Source organism: Streptomyces sp. NPDC006923 (assembly GCF_040635655.1).
Lineage (GTDB): Bacteria > Actinomycetota > Actinomycetes > Streptomycetales > Streptomycetaceae > Streptomyces.
The window spans coordinates 115,458-134,672 of record NZ_JBEYIF010000013.1; the positions used below are offsets into that span (position 1 = coordinate 115,458).

General features: G+C 70.3%; 18 protein-coding genes. 2 read left to right on the plus strand and 16 right to left on the minus strand.

Going from position 1 to position 19,215, the window contains the following annotated elements:
* Nucleotides 1-14: 14 nt before the first annotated feature.
* From ABZ707_RS24860 to ABZ707_RS24875, 4 genes are all read right to left on the minus strand, one after another.
* Nucleotides 15-1,370, minus strand: coding sequence for a replication-associated recombination protein A (locus ABZ707_RS24860; protein WP_360179003.1), 1,356 nt, complete (start codon nucleotides 1,368-1,370; stop codon nucleotides 15-17).
* A 97-nt stretch (nucleotides 1,371-1,467) separates the two neighbouring features.
* Nucleotides 1,468-2,103, minus strand: coding sequence for a vitamin K epoxide reductase family protein (locus tag ABZ707_RS24865; protein ID WP_360179005.1), 636 nt, complete (start codon nucleotides 2,101-2,103; stop codon nucleotides 1,468-1,470).
* 138 nt (nucleotides 2,104-2,241) lie between these two features.
* The gene (gene hisS / locus ABZ707_RS24870; RefSeq protein WP_360179007.1) at nucleotides 2,242-3,504 is read right to left on the minus strand and encodes a histidine--tRNA ligase; all 1,263 of its coding nucleotides are present in this window, start codon (nucleotides 3,502-3,504) and stop codon (nucleotides 2,242-2,244) included.
* Between the two features lie 13 nt (nucleotides 3,505-3,517).
* Nucleotides 3,518-4,270, minus strand: coding sequence for an MBL fold metallo-hydrolase (locus ABZ707_RS24875; RefSeq protein ID WP_360179009.1), 753 nt, complete (start codon nucleotides 4,268-4,270; stop codon nucleotides 3,518-3,520).
* Nucleotides 4,271-4,450: 180 nt separating this feature from the next.
* On the opposite strand from ABZ707_RS24875, the gene ABZ707_RS24880 reads away from it, so the two are divergent.
* Nucleotides 4,451-5,251 (plus strand): peptidylprolyl isomerase, encoded by an 801-nt coding sequence (locus ABZ707_RS24880; RefSeq protein WP_360179011.1) that lies wholly within the window; start codon nucleotides 4,451-4,453, stop codon nucleotides 5,249-5,251.
* Nucleotides 5,252-5,400: 149 nt separating this feature from the next.
* Complete coding sequence (locus tag ABZ707_RS24885; RefSeq protein WP_360179013.1) at nucleotides 5,401-6,630, plus strand: DUF349 domain-containing protein; 1,230 nt, start codon at nucleotides 5,401-5,403, stop codon at nucleotides 6,628-6,630.
* 142 nt (nucleotides 6,631-6,772) lie between these two features.
* On the opposite strand, the gene ABZ707_RS24890 is transcribed toward ABZ707_RS24885, so the two are convergent.
* The 12 genes from ABZ707_RS24890 to ABZ707_RS24945 form a co-directional block, all read right to left on the minus strand.
* Complete coding sequence (locus ABZ707_RS24890; RefSeq protein ID WP_360179015.1) at nucleotides 6,773-9,322, minus strand: RelA/SpoT family protein; 2,550 nt, start codon at nucleotides 9,320-9,322, stop codon at nucleotides 6,773-6,775.
* A 159-nt stretch (nucleotides 9,323-9,481) separates the two neighbouring features.
* Entirely contained in the window at nucleotides 9,482-10,027 is a 546-nt protein-coding gene (locus ABZ707_RS24895) for an adenine phosphoribosyltransferase (RefSeq protein ID WP_360179017.1), read from the minus strand.
* Nucleotides 10,024-11,151, minus strand: a complete 1,128-nt coding sequence (gene secF / locus ABZ707_RS24900; protein WP_360179019.1) for a protein translocase subunit SecF — start codon at nucleotides 11,149-11,151, stop codon at nucleotides 10,024-10,026. Before secF ends, ABZ707_RS24895 begins: the two co-directional genes overlap by 4 nt.
* 1 nt (nucleotide 11,152) lies before the next feature.
* Nucleotides 11,153-12,922 (minus strand): protein translocase subunit SecD, encoded by a 1,770-nt coding sequence (gene secD, locus ABZ707_RS24905; RefSeq protein WP_360179021.1) that lies wholly within the window; start codon nucleotides 12,920-12,922, stop codon nucleotides 11,153-11,155.
* Between the two features lie 142 nt (nucleotides 12,923-13,064).
* Entirely contained in the window at nucleotides 13,065-13,520 is a 456-nt protein-coding gene (gene yajC, locus ABZ707_RS24910; protein ID WP_360179023.1) for a preprotein translocase subunit YajC, read from the minus strand.
* 164 nt (nucleotides 13,521-13,684) lie between these two features.
* Nucleotides 13,685-14,770: a Holliday junction branch migration DNA helicase RuvB gene (ruvB, locus tag ABZ707_RS24915; RefSeq protein WP_360179025.1), complete on the minus strand. Its 1,086-nt coding sequence runs from the start codon at nucleotides 14,768-14,770 to the stop codon at nucleotides 13,685-13,687.
* 70 nt (nucleotides 14,771-14,840) lie between these two features.
* Nucleotides 14,841-15,458 (minus strand): Holliday junction branch migration protein RuvA, encoded by a 618-nt coding sequence (gene ruvA, locus ABZ707_RS24920; protein ID WP_360179027.1) that lies wholly within the window; start codon nucleotides 15,456-15,458, stop codon nucleotides 14,841-14,843.
* A complete protein-coding gene (ruvC, locus tag ABZ707_RS24925) occupies nucleotides 15,455-16,012 on the minus strand; it encodes a crossover junction endodeoxyribonuclease RuvC (protein ID WP_360179095.1) in 558 nt (185 codons plus the stop codon). Before ruvC ends, ruvA begins: the two co-directional genes overlap by 4 nt.
* 156 nt (nucleotides 16,013-16,168) lie before the next feature.
* Complete coding sequence (locus tag ABZ707_RS24930; RefSeq protein WP_360179029.1) at nucleotides 16,169-16,921, minus strand: YebC/PmpR family DNA-binding transcriptional regulator; 753 nt, start codon at nucleotides 16,919-16,921, stop codon at nucleotides 16,169-16,171.
* Between the two features lie 62 nt (nucleotides 16,922-16,983).
* Complete coding sequence (gene pdxT, locus ABZ707_RS24935) at nucleotides 16,984-17,574, minus strand: pyridoxal 5'-phosphate synthase glutaminase subunit PdxT (protein WP_360179031.1); 591 nt, start codon at nucleotides 17,572-17,574, stop codon at nucleotides 16,984-16,986.
* Nucleotides 17,575-17,580: 6 nt separating this feature from the next.
* Entirely contained in the window at nucleotides 17,581-18,495 is a 915-nt protein-coding gene (pdxS, locus tag ABZ707_RS24940) for a pyridoxal 5'-phosphate synthase lyase subunit PdxS (RefSeq protein WP_360179033.1), read from the minus strand.
* 131 nt (nucleotides 18,496-18,626) lie between these two features.
* On the minus strand, nucleotides 18,627-19,172 hold the full coding sequence (locus ABZ707_RS24945) for a hypothetical protein (RefSeq protein ID WP_360179035.1): 546 nt from the start codon (nucleotides 19,170-19,172) through the stop codon (nucleotides 18,627-18,629).
* Nucleotides 19,173-19,215: the final 43 nt, after the last annotated feature.

Consider the following 19,215-nt stretch of genomic DNA (forward strand, 5'->3'; position numbering starts at 1 on the left):
CTCGCCGGGACGTCTCAGGCGCCGTCGCCGCGCAGCCGCTCGCGCACCCTGTCGACCACGTCCGCGTAGCGCGCTTCCGCTCCGTACCGCGTCGGCTCGTAGTAGTGCTTCCCGCTCACCGCGTCAGGGGCGTACTGCTGGGCGGCGATCGCGCCCGGCACATCGTGCGGATAGACATAGCCCTGGGCATGACCGAGCTTGGCCGCGCCCTTGTAGTGGCCGTCCCGCAGATGGGCCGGGACCGGTCCCGCCAGCCCCCTCTTCACATCCTCCAGCGCGGCCGAGATCGCCGTCGTGGCCGCGTTGGACTTGGGAGCGAGGGCCAGCGCGATGGTGGCGTGGCTCAGCGTGAGCGCGGCCTCCGGAAAACCGATCATGGCCACGGCCTGGGCGGCGGCGACCGCGATCGGCAGGGCTGTCGGATCGGCGAGACCAATGTCCTCGCTCGCCGAGATCATCAGCCGCCGGGCGATGAACCGCGGGTCCTCCCCCGCGTCGATCATCCGCGCCAGATAGTGCAGCGCCGCGTCGACGTCGGACCCGCGGATCGACTTGATGAGCGCGCTCGCCACGTCGTAGTGCTGATCGCCGTCCCGGTCGTAGGTCACCGCCGCCCGGTCGACGGTCTCCTCGACCGTCTGGAGACTGATCTCCTTCTCGTGCTTGGCCAGCGCCGCGCCGGCCGCCGCCTCCAGCGCGGTCAGCGCGCGGCGGGCGTCTCCGCCCGCGATCCGCAGCAGATGCGCCTCCGCGTCCCCGGGAAGGGTGACGGCGCCACCGAGCCCGCGCTCCTCCCCGAGCGCCCGCCGCAGCAGACTGCGCAGGTCCTCGTCGGTGAGCGGCTCCAGCGTGAGCAGCAGGGAGCGGGAGAGCAGCGGGGAGATCACCGAGAAGTACGGATTCTCGGTGGTGGCCGCGATGAGCGTGACCCAGCGGTTCTCCACGGCCGGCAGCAGGGAGTCCTGCTGGGCCTTGCTGAAGCGGTGGATCTCGTCGAGGAAGAGGACGGTGTCCTTGCCGAAGCCGCCGGAGGCGCGGCGCGCGCCGTCGATGACGGCCCGTACCTCCTTGACCCCCGCGGTGATCGCGGACAGCTCCACGAAGCGTTTGTTGGTGGCCTTGGACACCACGTACGCCAGAGTCGTCTTGCCGGTGCCCGGCGGGCCCCAGAGGATCACGGACGACGGGCCCGCGGGGCCGCCGCTGCCCTCACCGACGAGCCGGCGCAGCGGCGAGCCCGGCTTCAGCAGATGCTGCTGGCCGACGACTTCGTCGAGGACGCGCGGGCGCATCCGGACGGCCAGGGGGCTGCTGGACGGGTCCTTCTCCTGGCGCTCTTCGGCGGCTGCGGTAAAGAGGTCGGGCTCCACGCGTGAAGCCTATGCCAGCGCACTGACAACGCCGTCCCGGCGGACGCCCGCCGGACGCCCATGGCCGGTCGGCCGGTCCCGGAGAAGCGGGGGCCGGTCAGCCGGTCCAGAAGTCCCACCAGCGGGTCAGGATGAGCATCCCGATGACGCCGATGTGCAGCACCGGCAGCACCCAGGTGAACTCGCCCAGGAAACCGCGCAGCCAGGCGGGCGCCGGCAGGATCCGGTTGCGGACGTTGTGGGACGTCACGTACCAGAACATCGCGATCGTGGCGACCCAGGCCAGGCAGCACCACAGGCAGAGCGAGCTGATGTTGTACAGCGACTGGTACTGGAGCCAGGTGCAGAACCCCACGCCGAAGAGCGTGCCCGCGTTGAGTCCGAGCCAGTACCAGGCCCGGTGGCGCGCCCCGGCCAGCAGGCCGAGACCGATTCCGATGACGACGGTGTAGGTGGCCAGCCCGAGCATCGGGTTCGGGAACCCGAACACCGACGCCTGCGCGCTCTTCATGATGTTCCCGCAGGAGACCACCGGGTTCAGGCTGCATCCCGGCGTGAAGCCCGGGTCCTCCAGCAGCTTGAACTTGTCGACGGTGATGACCCAGGAGGCCAGCAGCCCGGCCGCGCCGGTGATCACCAGCAGCAGCGCGAAGGCCCGGCCCGCGCCGACCGTGCGCGCGGCGCCCCGCTCCTCCTGCTCCGAGGAGACCTCGTCAAGTGCTGCACTCGTCATATCGCTGTCCATCATCCGGTGAGCTGAACGGGCAGCCTCATTGTGCCGCACGCCCGGCCGGGCCCACCGTTCGCGGGGCACAAGGACCGAGAAGGGCCCGGACGGTGACCGTCCCGGCCCCGCTCACCGTGTCCGGGCTCAGCCGAGGCGCCGCGTGAGCTCTGTCACCAGCGCGTCGAGCGCGACCGGCGTCTGCTCCCCGCTCTCCATGTCCTTGAGCTGGGCCACGCCCTCCGCGAGATCACGCTCGCCCGCCACGATCGTGTACCGGGCGCCGGACCTGTTGGCGTTCTTCATCGCGCCCTTGAGCCCCTTGCCGCCGTACGAGAAGTCGGCGGCGACGCCGCCCCTGCGCAGCTCGGTGACCACACCGAACAGCACCCGCCGCGCCTCCTCGCCGAGCGGCACGGCGAAGACGCCCGTGGCCCCGGGAAGGTCGAGCGTGATGCCCTCCGCCTCCAGCGCCAGCACCGTACGGTCCACACCGAGCGCCCAGCCGACCGACGGCAGCGCGGGGCCGCCGATCATCTCGGAGAGCCCGTCGTAACGGCCGCCGCCGCCCACCGCGGACTGCGCGCCGAGACCGTCGTGCACGAACTCGAAGGTGGTCCTGGTGTAGTAGTCGAGGCCGCGTACGAGCTTCTCGTCGTCCTCGTAGGCCACGCCCGCCGCGGTCAGCAGCTCGCGCACCTCCTCGTGGTACGCCTTGCACGCGTCGCAGAGGTAGTCGCGCAGCATCGGCGCCCCGGCCAGTTGGCGCCGGACGTCGGCGCGCTTGTCGTCCAGGACCCGCAGCGGGTTGATCTCGATACGGCGGCGGGTCTCCTCGTCCAGGTCGAGACCGCGCAGGAAGCCCTGGAGCGCCTCGCGGTAGACGGGCCGGCACTCCTGGTCGCCCAGGGAGTTCAGCAGGATGCGGAAGTCCCGCAGCCCCAGCGACCGGTACGCCTGGTCGGCAAGGATGATCAGCTCGGCGTCCAGAGCGGGGTCCTCGGCGCCGATCGCCTCGGCGCCGACCTGCGAGAAGTGCCGGTACCGGCCCTTCTGGGGACGCTCGTAGCGGTAGTACGAGCCGGAGTACCAGAGCTTGACCGGCAGATTGCCGGCCTTGTGCAGATTGGCCTCCAGCGCCGCGCGCAGCACGGAGGCGGTGCCCTCGGGACGCAGCGCCAGCTTGTCGCCGCCCTTGGTCTCGAAGGCGTACATCTCCTTGGACACGATGTCGGTGGACTCGCCGACGCCCCGGGCGAACAGCTCGACGTTCTCGAAGCCCGGTGTCTCGGCGTATCCGTAGCCGCTGTTCCGCAGGGGTGCGGAGAGGGCTTCCCGCACCGCGAGATAGACCGCGGAGTCGGGCGGAAGCAGGTCGTAGGTGCCCTTGGGGGCCTGGAAGGTGTTCATGGAGATCGCTGCGTCACATTCCTCGTCGCGGAGCGGCGTCCGAGCCGCTGCCGAAGCCGGTGGCGCCAGGGGTCCCGGGGTTTCCCCCGGGGAGCACAGCCCGCAGATACGGGTTGGTGGCGCGCTCCCGGCCGATGGTCGTCTGGGGGCCGTGGCCGGACAGCACCACGGTCGAGTCGTCGAGCGGCAGGCAGACACGGCCCAGCGACTCGATCATCTCGGCCGGATCGCCGCCCGGCAGATCGGTGCGTCCTACGGAGCCGGCGAACAGCAGATCGCCCGAGAAGAGGACCGGCGGGATGTCGTCCCCGCCGGCGCCCTCGGGCAGCCTGAAGGTCACCGACCCCTTGGTATGGCCGGGCGCGTGCGCGACGGTGAACTCCAGACCCGCAAGGGTCAGCCGGGCGCCGTCGGTCAGCTCCCTGACGTCGTCCGGCTCCCCCACGGCGATCTCGCCCAGCAGCGGCATCCCGACCGAGCGGCCGAGGGCCTTCTCCGGGTCGCTCATCATGTACCGGTCCGCGGGATGGATCCACGCGGGCACGTCATGGGCGCCGCACACCGGGACGACCGAGGCGACATGGTCGGTGTGGCCATGGCTGAGAATGACGGCGACGGGCTTGAGCCGGTGCTTCCTGACGGCTTCCTCGACCCCCAAAGCGGCCTGGTGGCCCGGGTCGATGATCACGCACTCCTCACCCGCGGCCGGGGCGACCAGATAGCAGTTGGTCGCCCAGGCACCGGCGGGGAACCCGGCAATGAGCACGATCGTCCTTATTTGTCGTCCGTCGGGAGAATGCAGCAGATCAGAGCCTACCGGCGCTGCTCATTCCACAGCCAACCCAGATACCGTACGGGGCCGGACAGGATCACGACGCACGACAGCACGACAACGCGCGATGACGCACGACGACGCACGACGACGAATGAAAAAGGAGTGGAACCGGTGGTCAACAGCGATCAGCGGCGGCGGCAGCTCGCCCGAGAGAAGTTCGAGCGGCAGCAGCAGCGCCGGGAGGCGGCCCGGAAGAAGGCGAAGCGCCGCAATGCCATCATCGCGGCCGCGCTGGCCGTGGTGGTGGCCGCGGGCGCCGCGGCGTACGCCTCGGTCGGTCTGTCGGACGGCGACAGCAAGAGTGAGGCCGGGGCCGAGGCGACCCCCTCCGCGCCGCCCTCGCCGTCGCCCTCGCCGACCGAGAGCAGCGCTCCCGAGCCGAAGATGACGGTCGACAAGACCGCGAAGTACACGATGGCGCTGAAGACGAACGAGGGCGACATCTCGATCGCGATGGACGCCGCGAAGACGCCGCACACCGTGAACTCCTTCAAGGCGCTCGCGGACAAGGGCTACTTCGACGGCACGAAGTGCCACCGGCTGACCACGGAGGGCATCTTCGTGCTCCAGTGCGGCGACCCCAAGGGCGACGGCAGCGGCGGTCCCGGCTACACCATCCCGGACGAGAATCTGACCGCGCTCGGCAAGGCCGCGGGGGACGGCACCGTCACGTTCAAGGCCGGGACGGTGGCGATGGCGAATACCGGCCAGCCGCATACCGGTGGCAGCCAGTTCTTCCTCGTCTACAAGGACACCAAACTGCCCCCCACCTACACCCCCTTCGGCACGATGGACGCCGACGGTCTGAAGGCCGTGAAGGCCGTGGCAGCGGGCGGAGTGGCCGGCGGAGCGGGTGACGGCGCGCCCAAGAAGGCGGTCACCGTGGAGAAGGGCACGGTCGACAAGGCGTGACCCTCTGAATTTCGGCCGTGCTGAGTGCGGACAGCCGGGCGGCCGGTCGCCTAGATTGGCGTTGTGCAGGGCGGGCGCTGCCCGCCCCAGGAACTGTGGATGATGCCCGGGGGCCAATCACCTGGCGGGCATCAGGTGGAGGAGGCGCTGTGAGCAGCGACCCGTGGGGCCGCGTCGATGAGACGGGCACCGTGTACGTGCGGACGGCCGAGGGCGAGCAGGTCGTCGGATCGTGGCAGGCAGGCTCTCCGGAGGAGGCTCTGGCCTATTTCGAGCGCAAGTACGAGGGCTTGGTCGTCGAGATCGGCCTCCTCGAACGGCGGGTGAAGACCACCGACCTGTCCGCGAAGGACGCGGCCGCGGCCATCGAGCATCTTCGCGGGCAGGTCGACGAGCACCATGCCGTGGGCGATTTCGAGGCCCTGCGCAAACGGCTCGACGAGCTGGTCTCGACGGTCGACTCGCGTCGTGAGGAGCGCAAGGCTCAGCGCGCGAAGCAGACCGACGAGGCGCGGCACGCCAAGGAGGCGCTGGTCGTCGAGGCGGAGGAGCTGGCGGGGAGCGACCAGTGGCGGTCGGCCGGCGAGCGGCTGCGGGCCCTGGTGGACACCTGGAAGGGCCTGCCGAGGCTGGACCGGAAGTCCGACGACGAGCTGTGGCACCGCTTCTCGCACGCGCGCTCGGCCTTCTCCAAGCGCCGCAAGGCTCACTTCGCGGCGCTGGACGCGCAGCGCGAGGACGCCCGTAAGGCCAAGGAGCGGCTGGTCGCGGAGGCCGAGTCGCTGTCCGGATCCACGGACTGGGGAGCGACGGCCGCCCGCTACCGCGAGCTGATGACGGACTGGAAGGCGGCGGGCCGCGCCCAGCGCGAGGCCGAGGACGAGCTGTGGAACCGCTTCCGCGGCGCCCAGGACGTCTTCTTCGCGGCCCGCGGTGAGGTCTTCGCCGAGCGGGACGCCGAGCAGACCGAGAACCTCAAGCTCAAGGAGGACCTCGCGGCCGAGGCCGAGCGGCTGGTGCCGGTGACGGACCTCAAGGCGGCCAGGGCGGCCTTCCGGTCCCTCAACGAGCGCTGGGAGGCCATCGGGCATGTGCCCCGGGACGCCAGGCCCAAGGTCGAGGGCCGGATGCACGCGGTGGAGCGCGCTCTCCAGGAGTCCGAGGAGAACGAGTGGCGCCGTACGAACCCGGAGGCGCGGGCGCGCGCCGAGGGTCTGACGGGTCAGCTCCAGGCGGCCGTGGACAAGCTGCGCACGCAGATCGACACGGCGCGCGCGGCGGGCAACAACGCCAGGGCCGACAAGCTCGCCAAGGAGCTGGAGGGCCGCCAGGCGCTGCTGGACCAGGCGCTGAAGGGTCTCCAGGAGTTCGGCGGCTGAACCGGCTGAACACAGGGCGGCACGCGCGGCCGCGCACGCGTCGCCCCACGGAGGGGCTCCCCGTACCACGCAGGTACGGGGAGCCCCTCCGTTTGTGGCCCCTCCGTTTATGGTCCCGGCGGCTCATGGCCCCGGCGCGCCGTCAGGGCCTGCGCGCCGAGGTGACCCGGTAGACGTCGTAGACGCCCTCCACGCCCCGTACGGCCTTCAGTACGTGGCCCAGGTGCTTCGGGTCGCCCATCTCGAAGGTGAAGCGCGACGTGGCCACCCGGTCGCGGGAGGTCTGGACCGCCGCGGACAGGATGTTGACGTGCTGGTCGGACAGCACGCGCGTGACGTCCGACAGAAGCCGTGACCGGTCCAGCGCCTCGACCTGGATGGCGACCAGGAAGACCGAGGACTGGGTGGGGGCCCACTCGACGTCGAGGATGCGTTCGGGCTGTTGCGACAGCGAGTCCACGTTGACGCAGTCGGCGCGGTGCACCGACACACCGCTGCCCCGGGTGACAAAGCCGATGATCGGGTCTCCGGGGACCGGCGTACAGCAGCGGGCGAGCTTCACCCACACATCGTCGACACCCTTGACGACCACACCGGGGTCGGCACTGGAGCGGCGTTTGCTGCGGCCGTGCGACGGCGGGGCGCTCTCCGCGATGTCCTCGTTGGCGGCCTCCTCGCCGCCGAGGGCCTGCACCAGCTTCTGCACGACGCCCTGCGCGGCCACATGGCCCTCGCCGATCGCCGCGTACAGGGACGAGATGTCGGGATAGCGCATCTCGTGTGCCAGCGTGACCAGTGAGTCCCCGGTGAGGATGCGCTGGATCGGCAGGTTCTGCTTGCGCATGGCGCGCGCGATGGAGTCCTTGCCCTGCTCGATCGCCTCGTCGCGGCGCTCCTTGGAGAACCACGCGCGGATCTTGTTTCTGGCCCGGGGCGACTTGACGAAGCCCAGCCAGTCGCGGGACGGGCCGGCGCCGGACGCCTTGGAGGTGAAGACCTCCACCAGATCACCGTTGTCGAGGGTCGATTCGAGCGGCACGAGCCGTCCGTTGACCCGGGCCCCTATGGTGCGGTGGCCGACCTCCGTGTGGACGGCGTACGCGAAGTCCACCGGGGTGGCGCCCGCGGGCAGCGCTATGACATCGCCCTTGGGAGTGAAGACGAAGACCTCGTTGCGGGACAGGTCGAAGCGGAGCGACTCCAGGAACTCGCTGGGGTCCTCGGTCTCCTTCTGCCAGTCCAGGAGCTGGCGCAGCCACGCCATGTCATTGACGGTGTCCTGGCCGGCGCCCTTGCCCGCGTTCCTCGGCACGTCCGTGCGCACCTTGGAGGCACCGGCGACGGCCTCCTGCTTGTACTTCCAGTGCGCGGCGATGCCGTACTCGGCGCGGCGGTGCATGTCGAAGGTGCGGATCTGCAGCTCGACCGGCTTGCCGTTGGGTCCGATGACCGTCGTGTGGAGCGACTGGTACATGTTGAACTTGGGCATCGCGATGTAGTCCTTGAACCGTCCGGGGACCGGATTCCACCGGGCGTGGACGGTGCCGAGCGCCGCGTAGCAGTCGCGGACGGTGTCGACGAGGACGCGGATGCCCACCAGGTCGTAGATCTCCGCGAAGTCACGGCCGCGGACGATCATCTTCTGGTAGACGCTGTAGTAGTGCTTCGGCCGGCCGGTGACGGTCGCCTTGATCCGGGCCGCGCGCAGATCCGACTGGACCTCGTCGGTCACTATGGCCAGGTACTCGTCGCGCTTGGGCGCCCGCTCGGCGACGAGACGGACGATCTCGTCGTACATCTTCGGGTAGAGGATCGCGAAGGCGAGATCCTCCAGCTCCCACTTGATGGTGTTCATGCCCAGCCGGTGGGCCAGCGGCGCGTAGATCTCCAGCGTCTCGCGGGCCTTCTTCTCCTGCTTGTCCCGCTTGAGGTAGCGCATGGTGCGCATGTTGTGCAGCCGGTCGGCGAGCTTGATGACCAGGACGCGCGGGTCCTTGGCCATGGCGACGACCATCTTGCGTACGGTCTCGGCCTGCGCGGCCTCACCGAACTTGACCTTGTCCAGCTTGGTGACGCCGTCGACCAGGAGCGCCACCTGGTCGCCGAAGTCGCGGCGCAGGGTGTCCAGGCCGTACTCAGTGTCCTCGACCGTGTCGTGCAGCAGTCCCGCCATCAGCGTGGCCGGGTCCATGCCCAGCTCGGCGAGGATGGTTGTCACCGCGAGGGGGTGCGTGATGTACGGGTCGCCGCTCTTGCGCTTCTGACCTCGGTGCCAGCGCTCGGCGACCTGGTAGGCGCTCTCGATCTGGCGCAGCGTGGCGGTCTCGATCTTGGGGTCGTTGCCGCGCACGGTCCGCAGCAGCGGTTCCAGGACGGGGTTGTACGGCGACGACCGCTGCACGCCGAGACGGGCCAGCCGGGCTCTCACCCGATTGGAGGACCCGCCGGAGCGGGGCGCGGCGGTGGGCCCCGGTTTGGGGGCGGTCACGGGCATCGCGGGACGCTCCGGCACCGCCGGGCGGGCGGCGGGCGCGTCCACGGGCCGGGCGCCTGAGGTCTCCGCGGCCGTCCGCGCGGGCTTCTCGTCAGCGGCGACCGCGGCCTTGTTCTGCGGCATGGGCGACGCCGCCGCGGCCTGGTCGGCCTGCTGATCGGGCGATGCGGCGGCCAGTGGCTGGACCTCGTCTGGCAAGAGCGCTCCTCGTGCGGATCCAGGTCCCCCGGTCAGGCCCGGAGCTTCCATGGTATCGACCTCGGGCCAACCTCTCGCTCCGGGACCGAAGGAGCTGGACAACGCGGGACGGGCATCCGGTTGTTCCCGGATGCCCGTCCGCGCGTATCGAGAAACCCGTCAGAGCGTGATCAGGGCCTCCAGCGGGGCCCCGCGCAGCGCGGGCTCCAGCCGGGTGCGGCCACCCAGGAAGCCCAGCTCCATCAGGACCGCGACGCCCACCACGTCGGCCCCGGCCCGCCGGACGAGCTCCAGCGCGGCTCCGGCCGTACCGCCGGTGGCGAGGACGTCGTCGATGACGATGACGCGGTCACCGTGCTGGAGGTCCTCGGCGTGGACCTCCAGGGCGGCGGAGCCGTACTCCAGCTCGTAATCCTGCGACAGCGTCGCACCGGGGAGCTTGCCCGCCTTGCGTACGGGGATGAACCCGAGGCCCGCCCGTACCGCCACCGGAGCGGCCAGGATGAAGCCGCGCGCCTCCAGGCCGACGACCTTGGTCGCGCCGTGTTCCCCGCACAGCCCGGCAAGCACGTCGGTCAGCGCCGTGAACGCCTTCGGGTCGGCCAGCAGCGGGGTGATGTCCTTGAAGAGGACCCCCGGCTTGGGATAGTCGGCGACGTCGCGGATACGGCTGAGCAGCAGCTCCCGTGTGCTGGCGTCCGTCACCGGCGCCTCCCCGACGGGCGGCCGCCGCGGTCGCCGCGGTCACGCGGGCCGGCGCCGGCCCCCGCGGGCGCGGCGTCTCCGGGAAGCCCGGCGGCCGGGTCGTCCTCGAAGCCGTCCTCGCCGTCCTGGGCGTCGTCAACCGACTCGCCCCTGGCCAGGGCGGCGTTCCGCTTGGCGAGCACCCGCTTCTTCAGCGCCTTCATCTGCGGGTCGCGTTCCTTCAGGTCGGCGACGAGCGGAGTGGCGATGAAGATCGAGGAGTACGCACCGGCGGCGAGGCCGACGAAGAGCGAGAGCGAGATGTCGTTCAGCATGCCGGCGCCGAGGAAACCGCCGCCGATGAAGAGCAGACCGGCGACCGGCAGCAGCGCGACCACGGTGGTGTTGATCGAGCGCACCAGGGTCCCGTTGATGGAGCGGTTGGCGATCTCGCTGTATGTCCACCGGGTCTGCTTGGTGATGCCCTTCGACCCCTCCTTGAGACTGTCGAAGACGACGACGGTGTCGTAGAGGGAGTAACCGAGGATGGTGAGCAGACCGATCACCGTGCCCGGGGTGACCTCGAAGCCGACCAGGGCGTACACCCCGACGGTGATGGTGAGGTCGTGGATCAGGGCGATCAGCGCGGCGATCGCCATCCGCCATTCGAAGGCGATCGCGAGATAGATCACCACCAGGATCATGAAGATCGCGAGACCGGTCCACGCCTTGTTGGCGATGGTCTCGCCCCAGCTCGGCCCGACCAGGTCGGCGTTGATGTCCGCCTCTTTGACCTTCAGCTCCTCGGCGAGCTTGGTCTTCACGACGTCGGCCTGCTTGGTGTCCAGCTCGGTGACCTGGATCCGCAGCTTGCCGTCGCCGAGTCTCTGGACGATCGCGTCGTGTCCGGACGCCTCCTCGGCGTCCGTCTGGGCCTGGGACACGGAGACGCTCGTGCTCGGGGTGGTGAAGACCGCACCGCCCTTGAACTCGATGCCCATGTTGAGGCCACGCACCGCCAGTCCGACGATGGCGGTGATGGTGATCAGGATCGAGATTCCGTACCAGATCTTCCGCTTGCCCACGAAGTCGTAGCCGACTTCGCCGCGGTAGAGCCGGGCGCCGAGTGCGCCGAGTCGCGACATCTCACGCCTCCTTCGGGTCGGTGGGGGCGCTGACACGGCGGGCGCGGCGCAGCGGCGGCTTGGCGCCGAGCCGCTTCGGGTCCAGTCCGGACCAGGAATGACCGCTGGCGAAGAACTTCTTGCGGGCGAGGATCGTCATCACCGGCTTGGTGAAGAAGAACACCACGACCACGTCGAGGACGGTCGTCAGACCGAGGGTGAAGGCGAAGCCCTGGACCTTGCCGACCGTGACGACGAAGAGCACGGCGGCGGCGAGGAACGACACGAAGTCGGAGACCAGGATGGTGCGCCGGGCACGCGGCCAGGCGCGCTCGACGGCCGGACGGAGCGTACGGCCCTCCCGGATCTCGTCCCGGATCCTTTCGAAGTACACGATGAAGGAGTCCGCGGTGATACCGATGGCGACGATCGCGCCGCAGACCGCGGGCAGGTTCAGCGCGAACCCGATACCGGGGCCGAGCAGAGCCATGATCGTGTACGTCATGATCGCGGAGGCGCCGAGGCTGAGGATGGCGATCAGCGAGAGGCCGCGGTAGTACGTCACCAGGTAGATGATGACCAGGGCGAGACCGATCGCACCGGCGATCAGACCGGCGTGGAGCTGCTCACCGCCGAGCGCTGCGGTGACGGTGGTGGCGCTCGCCACGTCGAAGCTCAGGGGCAGCGCGCCGTAGGACAGGATGTTGCCCAGGTCCTGGGCGGACTGCTGATTGAAGCTGCCGGAGATCTCGGCGCTGCCGCCGAGGGTCTGGCTCACCGAGGGCGCCGAGACGACATTGCCGTCCAGCACGATGGCGAACTGGTTCATCGGCGCCTGCTGCTGCGAGAGCTTGCCCGTGATCGACTGGAACTTCTTCGTGCCGCCACCGGTGAAGTCCATCGTGACGATCCACATGTTGCGCTGCGGATCGAGGACACCCTTGGCGTCGTCGACGTCCGTGCCCTCCAGCTCGGCCGGGCCGAGGATGTACTTCTGCCACTGGCCCGAGCCGTCCTGGCCACAGGCCGCGATGGTGTCCTTGGGCGCGGCGTCCTGGTTGACCGCGGTGCGCGAGGACTGCTTGGTGCAGTCCAGGTCCATGAACTTCTTCTCCAGAGCGGCGGAGGCCGGGTCGGGAGTCGGCTGGCCGGACGGCTGCGGGTTCGGCGGGTCGGCGGGCTTGCCCGAGGCGGAGGCGCCCGGAGTGGGTGTCGCGTCCTCCTTCAGGGCGTCCGTGACGGCCCGGCCCTGAGTGGTCGCGCTCGCGGAGGGCTCCGAGGACCCGGAGGGCTCCCCGGCCTTGTCCGGGCTCTCGGCCTTGTCGGCGCTCGCCGACGGGCTGGGAGAGCCGCTGGGCGCGGGCTGCGGAGCGGTCGGAGTGCCGGGCGCGACGGTCAGCACCGGCCGGAAGTAGAGCTGGGCGGTTGTGCCGACCTGGTCCCTGGCCTGCTTCTCGTTGGTGCCCCGGGGGATGTTGACGATGATGTTCTCGGGGCCCTGGGTCTGGACCTCGGCCTCGGAGACGCCCAGACCGTTGACACGCCGTTCCATGATGCTGACGGCGGTGTCCATATTGGTCTTGTTGATCGCGTTCGGCTTGCCCGGCGTGTTCTTCGCCTGGAGCGTGATGCTCGTGCCGCCCGCGAGGTCGATCCCCAGACGTGGCGTGACATGACCGGACCAGAACATCCCGCCGGTGAGGGCGACCATGGCAATCAGGAACAGTGCCAGGGTGCGCCCCGGCCTGCCTGGGGACCCCGCTTGCCTGCGGCCCTTATTAGGTGCTGCCACCTTCTCGTTTCTCCCTGTCCAACCGCCCCACGCCGGGTGTGCCCGGAGCGGCCACGAAGTGTTGTGGGGACCTGCCCCCGAAGAAATCGGAACGGGCCATCAGCCGCGGAGGGCCGCTGGACGGACCGCCGACACAGACTGACTACTTCGCGCCGGTGTCGCCGTCGGCCTTGCCGTCCTTGGGCTCGGCGCCGTCGGCCTCGGGCTTCTTGCCCAGGTCGATCTTGGCGTCGGCCGGGGAGTCCGCGGCGTCGGCCGTACCGGTCAGCGAGGAGGCGTCGTCCGGCACGATCGGGTCGTCCGCCTTGAGGGCGTCGTCACCGTGCACGATGCGGTTGTACTCGTCGTCGTCCAGCACGGCGCCGATGGCGTTCTTCGCGTAGACGGCGTGAACGCCGGGCGCGACCTCCAGGAGGACCATGTCGTCGTGCACCTCCTTGACGGTGGCGTACATGCCCCCGATCGTCCGGACGCCGGTGCCGGGCTGCATGTCGCTGCGCATCTGCGCCGCCGCCTGCTGCTTCTTCTTGGCGGACCGGGTCATCAGGAACATGGCCCCGATGAGCACGATGAAGGGGAGGAGGGTCACGAGACTCACGGGAGGGAACTTCCTTCGCACGACCGCGATGGGGAACGGCCTGATATACGGGGGTGGGTACGCCGACCCGGAAGGGTGGCATCGGCGGAGTCTAAGCGAGTCCGCATCGTTGGAACAACGCCCAGCATCGCACCGGGGTTCCTGAGGGGGCGACGTGCTTGCCGTCACATCCCGAACATGCCCTGTTGTCCGCCCGTCCCCGGCGCCTGCTGCGGGGGCACGAGTCCGAGGTGTGTCCAGGCCGCGGGTGTGGCCACTCGGCCACGCGGAGTACGGGCGAGAAGCCCCTCCCGCACCAGGAACGGCTCCGCCACTTCCTCGACCGTCTCGCGCTCCTCGCCCACGGCCACGGCCAGGGTCGACAGGCCCACCGGACCGCCGCCGAACAGCTTGAGCAGCGCTTGGAGCACGGCACGGTCGAGGCGGTCGAGCCCCCGGGCGTCGACCTCGTACACCGCGAGGGCGACCGCCGCCACCTCGCGGTTGATCCGCCCGTCCGCCTTGACCTGGGCATAATCACGCACTCGGCGTAGCAGCCGGTTGGCGATCCGGGGCGTGCCCCGGGACCGGCCGGCGATCTCGGCGGCGCCCTCGGCGTCGATTTCCAGATCGAGGAGCTGGGCCGAACGGTGGATGACACGCTCCAGCTCGGCGCTCTCGTAGAACTCCATGTGGCCGGTGAAACCGAAGCGGTCGCGCAGCGGGGGCGGCAGCAGTCCGGCCCGGGTGGTCGCGCCGACCAGGGTGAACGGAGGCAGTTCCAGCGGGATGGCGGTGGCGCCCGGGCCCTTGCCCACGATCACGTCGACCCGGAAGTCCTCCATGGCCATGTAGAGCATTTCCTCGGCGGGCCGGGACATCCGGTGGATCTCGTCGAGAAAGAGGACTTCACCCTCCTGGAGGGAGGAGAGGATGGCCGCGAGATCACCCGCGTGCTGGATGGCGGGGCCCGAGGTGATGCGGATCGGGGCGTTCATCTCGGCCGCGATGATCATGGAGAGAGTGGTCTTGCCGAGGCCGGGCGCCCCGGAGAGCAGCACATGATCGGCGCTGGCCCCGCGCGCCAGGGCCGCCTTGAGCACCAGGTCGAGCTGCTCGCGGACCCGCTCCTGTCCCACGAACTCGTGCAGCGACTTGGGGCGCAGCGCGGCTTCGACGGCCTGGTCCTCGCCGTCCGCGGACGCGCCCACGAGCCGCTCGGCGGCGTCGGCGGCCGTGTGCGTCTCGCTGCTGGTGTCGTCCCAGTTCACTCAGTCTCACCTCGGGGAGTCGGCGCGTCCCAGGACGGCCCCATGGAAGTACGGCTCGGCCGGTGGCCGCTCAACGTGTTCTGTTCAGGCTCTGGAGCGCCGCGCGCAGGAGCTGCGGCACGGGCGGCTGCGTCCCTCCGGCCAGCGCGGCCTCGGCCTGGGGCGTGACCAGGGCGACCGCCTCCTCGGCCTCCCGGGTCGCGTAACCGAGGCCGATCAGGGCCGCGTGGAGCTGGTCGCTCCAGGAGGCGGGGCCGGTGGCCTGCCGGACCACTCCGGCGCGGACCGGCTCGCCGAGCCGGTCCTTGAGCTCCAGCAGAAGCTTCTGGGCGCCCTTCTTGCCGATGCCGGGGACCGCCGTCAGCGCCTTCTCGTCGCCGGTGGACACCGCCGTCCGCAGCGTGTCCGGGGCGTGGACGGCGAGCATCGCCTGGGCCAGCCGGGGGCCGACCCCGCTCGCGGTCTGCAACAGCTCGAACACCTGGCGTTCGTCGTCGTCCGCGAAGCCGTACAGGGTGAGCGAGTCCTCCCGCACGACGAGGGAGGTGGCGAGCCTGGCGTCCTGGCCGACGCGCAGCCCGGCGAGGGTGCCCGGGGTGCACTGGACGGCCATGCCGATGCCTCCGACCTCGATCACGGCCGTGGTCGGGGCGAGGGCGGCGACCGGGCCGCTGACGAAGGCGATCATCGGGGAACCTTCCGGACAGGTGCGGTGGTGGGGATACGGGACGAGCGGGCCGCCGCCTGCGCCTGCTGGAGGCGGTTCATGGCGGGGGCACGCCAGATGTGGCAGATGGCGAGCGCGAGGGCGTCCGCGGCGTCGGCCGGCTTCGGCGGGGCGTCCAGCCGCAGCAGCCTGGTCACCATCGCGCCGACCTGGGCCTTGTCCGCCCGGCCGCTGCCGGTGACGGCGGCCTTGACCTCACTGGGGGTGTGCAGGGCGACGGGGATGCCCCGGCGCGAGGCGCAGAGCATGGCGACCGCGCTGGCCTGGGCGGTGCCCATCACCGTACGCACATTGTGCTGGCTGAACACCCGCTCCACGGCGACGAGTTCGGGCTGGTGTTCGTCGAGCCAGGCGTCTATGCCCCGCTCGATCTCGACCAGCCGCATGCCGACCTCCGCGTCCGCCGGCGTACGGACCACACCGACCCCGAGCATCCGCAGCGGGCGCCCCGCCGTGCCCTCGACAACGCCCACGCCGCACCGGGTCAGCCCGGGGTCGACACCCAGCACCCGCATCGCGCCCCCACTCTCCGGCCACGCACTCTCGGTCATCGGTCCTGCCGCCGGGCAGAACGCCTGATCAGCACAGTATCTGTAGCCACTGACAACGCCGCGGGCCGACGGGTGTGTCCCCGTCGGCCCGTCAGATGAAGGCGCCTCAGATCCGGACGCTCAGGCGTCGACCTTCTCCATCACTTCGTCCGAGACGTCGAAGTTGGCGAAGACGTTCTGGACGTCGTCGCTGTCCTCCAGGGCGTCGATCAGCTTGAAGATCTTGCGTGCGCCCTCCTCGTCCAGCTCGACCTGCATGGTCGGCACGAAGTTGGCGTCCGCGGAGTCGTAGTCGATGCCGGCCTCCTGGAGCGCGGTGCGCACCGCGACCAGGTCGGTGGCCTCGCTGAGCACCTCGTAGGACTCGCCGATGTCGTTGACCTCCTCGGCGCCCGCGTCCAGGACGGCGCCCAGGACATCGTCCTCGCCCAGTTCACCCTTGGGGACGATCACGACGCCCTTGCGGTTGAACAGGTACGAGACGGAGCCCGGGTCGGCCATCGAGCCGCCGTTGCGGGTCATCGCGACGCGGACGTCGGAAGCCGCGCGGTTGCGGTTGTCGGTGAGGCACTCGATGAGCACCGCGACGCCGTTCGGGCCGTAGCCCTCGTACATGATCGTCTCGTAGTCGGCGCCACCGGCCTCCAGGCCGGCGCCGCGCTTGACCGCCGAGTCGATGTTCTTGTTCGGCACCGAACTCTTCTTCGCCTTCTGGATGGCGTCGAAGAGGGTCGGGTTGCCGTCGATGTCAGCGCCACCGGTGCGGGCCGCGACCTCGATATTCTTGATCAGCTTCGCGAAGAGCTTGCCGCGCTTGGCATCGATCACGGCCTTCTTGTGCTTCGTCGTAGCCCATTTAGAGTGGCCGGACATCTGCCTGTCTCCTTCGCGTAACCGGTTCTGCTCCGTTCGGCAGAGATCCTACCGGGACACGGTCACCCGGCGGCGCGCACCATGTCGGTGAAGAACCGGTGCAGACGGTGGTCCCCGGTGAGTTCCGGGTGGAACGAGGTCGCGAGGGCGTTGCCCTGCCGTACGGCGACGACATGGCCCCCGTACTCGGCGAGCACCTGGACCTCGGCACCGACCGACTCGACCCACGGGGCCCGGATGAAGACCCCTTCGACGGGGCCGCCGCCGACCCCGGCGACCTCGACGGCCGCCTCGAAGGACTCGTTCTGCCGGCCGAAGGCGTTCCGGCGGACGATCATGTCGATCCCGCCGATCGTCTCCTGGCCGGACCGCGGGTCGATGATCTTCTCGGCCAGCATGATCAGCCCGGCGCAGGTGCCGTACACCGGCATTCCGGCCCGCACCCGCGACCGCAGCGGTTCCAGCATGCCGAACAGCGCGGCCAGTTTGGACATCGTGGTGGACTCGCCGCCGGGGATCACCAGCCCGTCGGCCTCGGCGAGTTCCTCGGGGCGCCGGACGGTCCTGGCCACGGCGCCCGCCGCGGCCAGGGCCGCCAGATGTTCCCGGACGTCGCCCTGGAGGGCCAGGACTCCGATCACAGGGTCGCTCATCGGTGCTTACCAGCCGCGCTTCGCGTAGTGCTCGGCCTCGGGCAGGGTGTCGATGTTGATGCCGACCATGGCCTCACCCAGGTTCCGGGAGGCGTCCGCGATGATCTTCGGGTCGTCGTAGAAGGTGGTGGCCTTCACGATCGCCGCGGCGCGCTTGGCCGGGTCGCCCGACTTGAAGATGCCCGAGCCCACGAAGACTCCCTCGGCGCCGAGCTGGCGCATCAGCGCGGCGTCGGCGGGGGTGGCGACACCGCCCGCGGAGAAGAGCACCACCGGCAGCTTCCCGAGCGCGGCCACCTCCTTGACGATCTCGTACGGAGCCCGCAGCTCCTTGGCGGCGGCGTACAGCTCGTTGTTGTCGAAGCCGCGCAGCCGGGCGATCTCATTCTTGATCTGGCGCAGATGACGGACCGCCTCGACGACATTGCCGGTGCCGGCCTCGCCCTTGGAGCGGATCATGGCGGCGCCCTCGGCGATGCGCCGCAGGGCCTCGCCGAGATTGGTGGCGCCACAGACGAAGGGGGTGGTGAAGGCCCACTTGTCCGAGTGGTTGACCTCGTCGGCCGGGGTCAGCACCTCGGACTCGTCGATGTAGTCCACTCCGAGCGACTGGAGGACCTGGGCCTCGACGAAGTGCCCGATCCGGGACTTGGCCATGACCGGGATCGAGACGGCCTCGATGATGCCCTCGATCATGTCCGGGTCGGACATCCGGGCGACGCCGCCGTCCTTGCGGATGTCGGCCGGGACCCGCTCCAGGGCCATCACGGCCACCGCGCCGGCGTCCTCGGCGATCTTCGCCTGGTCCGGGGTGACGACGTCCATGATCACGCCGCCCTTGAGCTGCTCGGCCATTCCGCGCTTGACGCGCGCGGTGCCGGTCTCAGGGGTCTGGGGGGTGGTGGGAAGCGTGGTGGACACTGAGCGACCTCACAGGGGGAAAACGATGAATATCCCCCCAGCAAACGCCGCGCACCGGTCCACAGCAAGGGCCAATGAACAGCCGGTGGATCGTTCTGCGCGCCCAGAGCCCGTCGGGCCGCCGGACGGGCTCAGGTGCCGGGCCGGTCTGCCAGCGCGACCGGCGGCCCGTCGTCCATCTCGAAGGCGAGCGGGAACGGCGCGTGCCCGGCCAGCCGGAACCAGCGCACCGTGCGGTGCCGCCGCAGGGCGCGTGCCGCGCGTACGGCGTCGTTGTGGAAGCGCCGGGCCATCGGCACGCGCCGTACCGCGGCGGCGAGTTCACCCGCCGCCTCCTCGCCTCCCGGAGCGGCCTGTACGGCTTCGACCTGCGCGGTCTCACCGAACACGGCCCGCAGCGCCTGGCTCAGTTCGCTCTCCGCGACCTCCCGCTGCTCCTCCTCCGCCTGCCGGGCCGCGTGCGCCGCCTGATACAGCACGATGGACGCGGCGGGGTCGAGGACACCGGACGTGGCCAGCTCCTGGGTGACCGACGCGCGGCGCAGCAACTGCGCGTCGAGCGCGGCCCGGGCGGCGTCGATCCGCGCGTGCAGCCGGTCGAGACGGCCGGCGGTCCAGCTCAGATAGAGCCCGATCGCGATGACGCCGAGGACGATCCAGATGATGGTTTCGATCACGGACGGCAGGCTACCGGGGCGGCGCGGACGCACCGGGTGGATG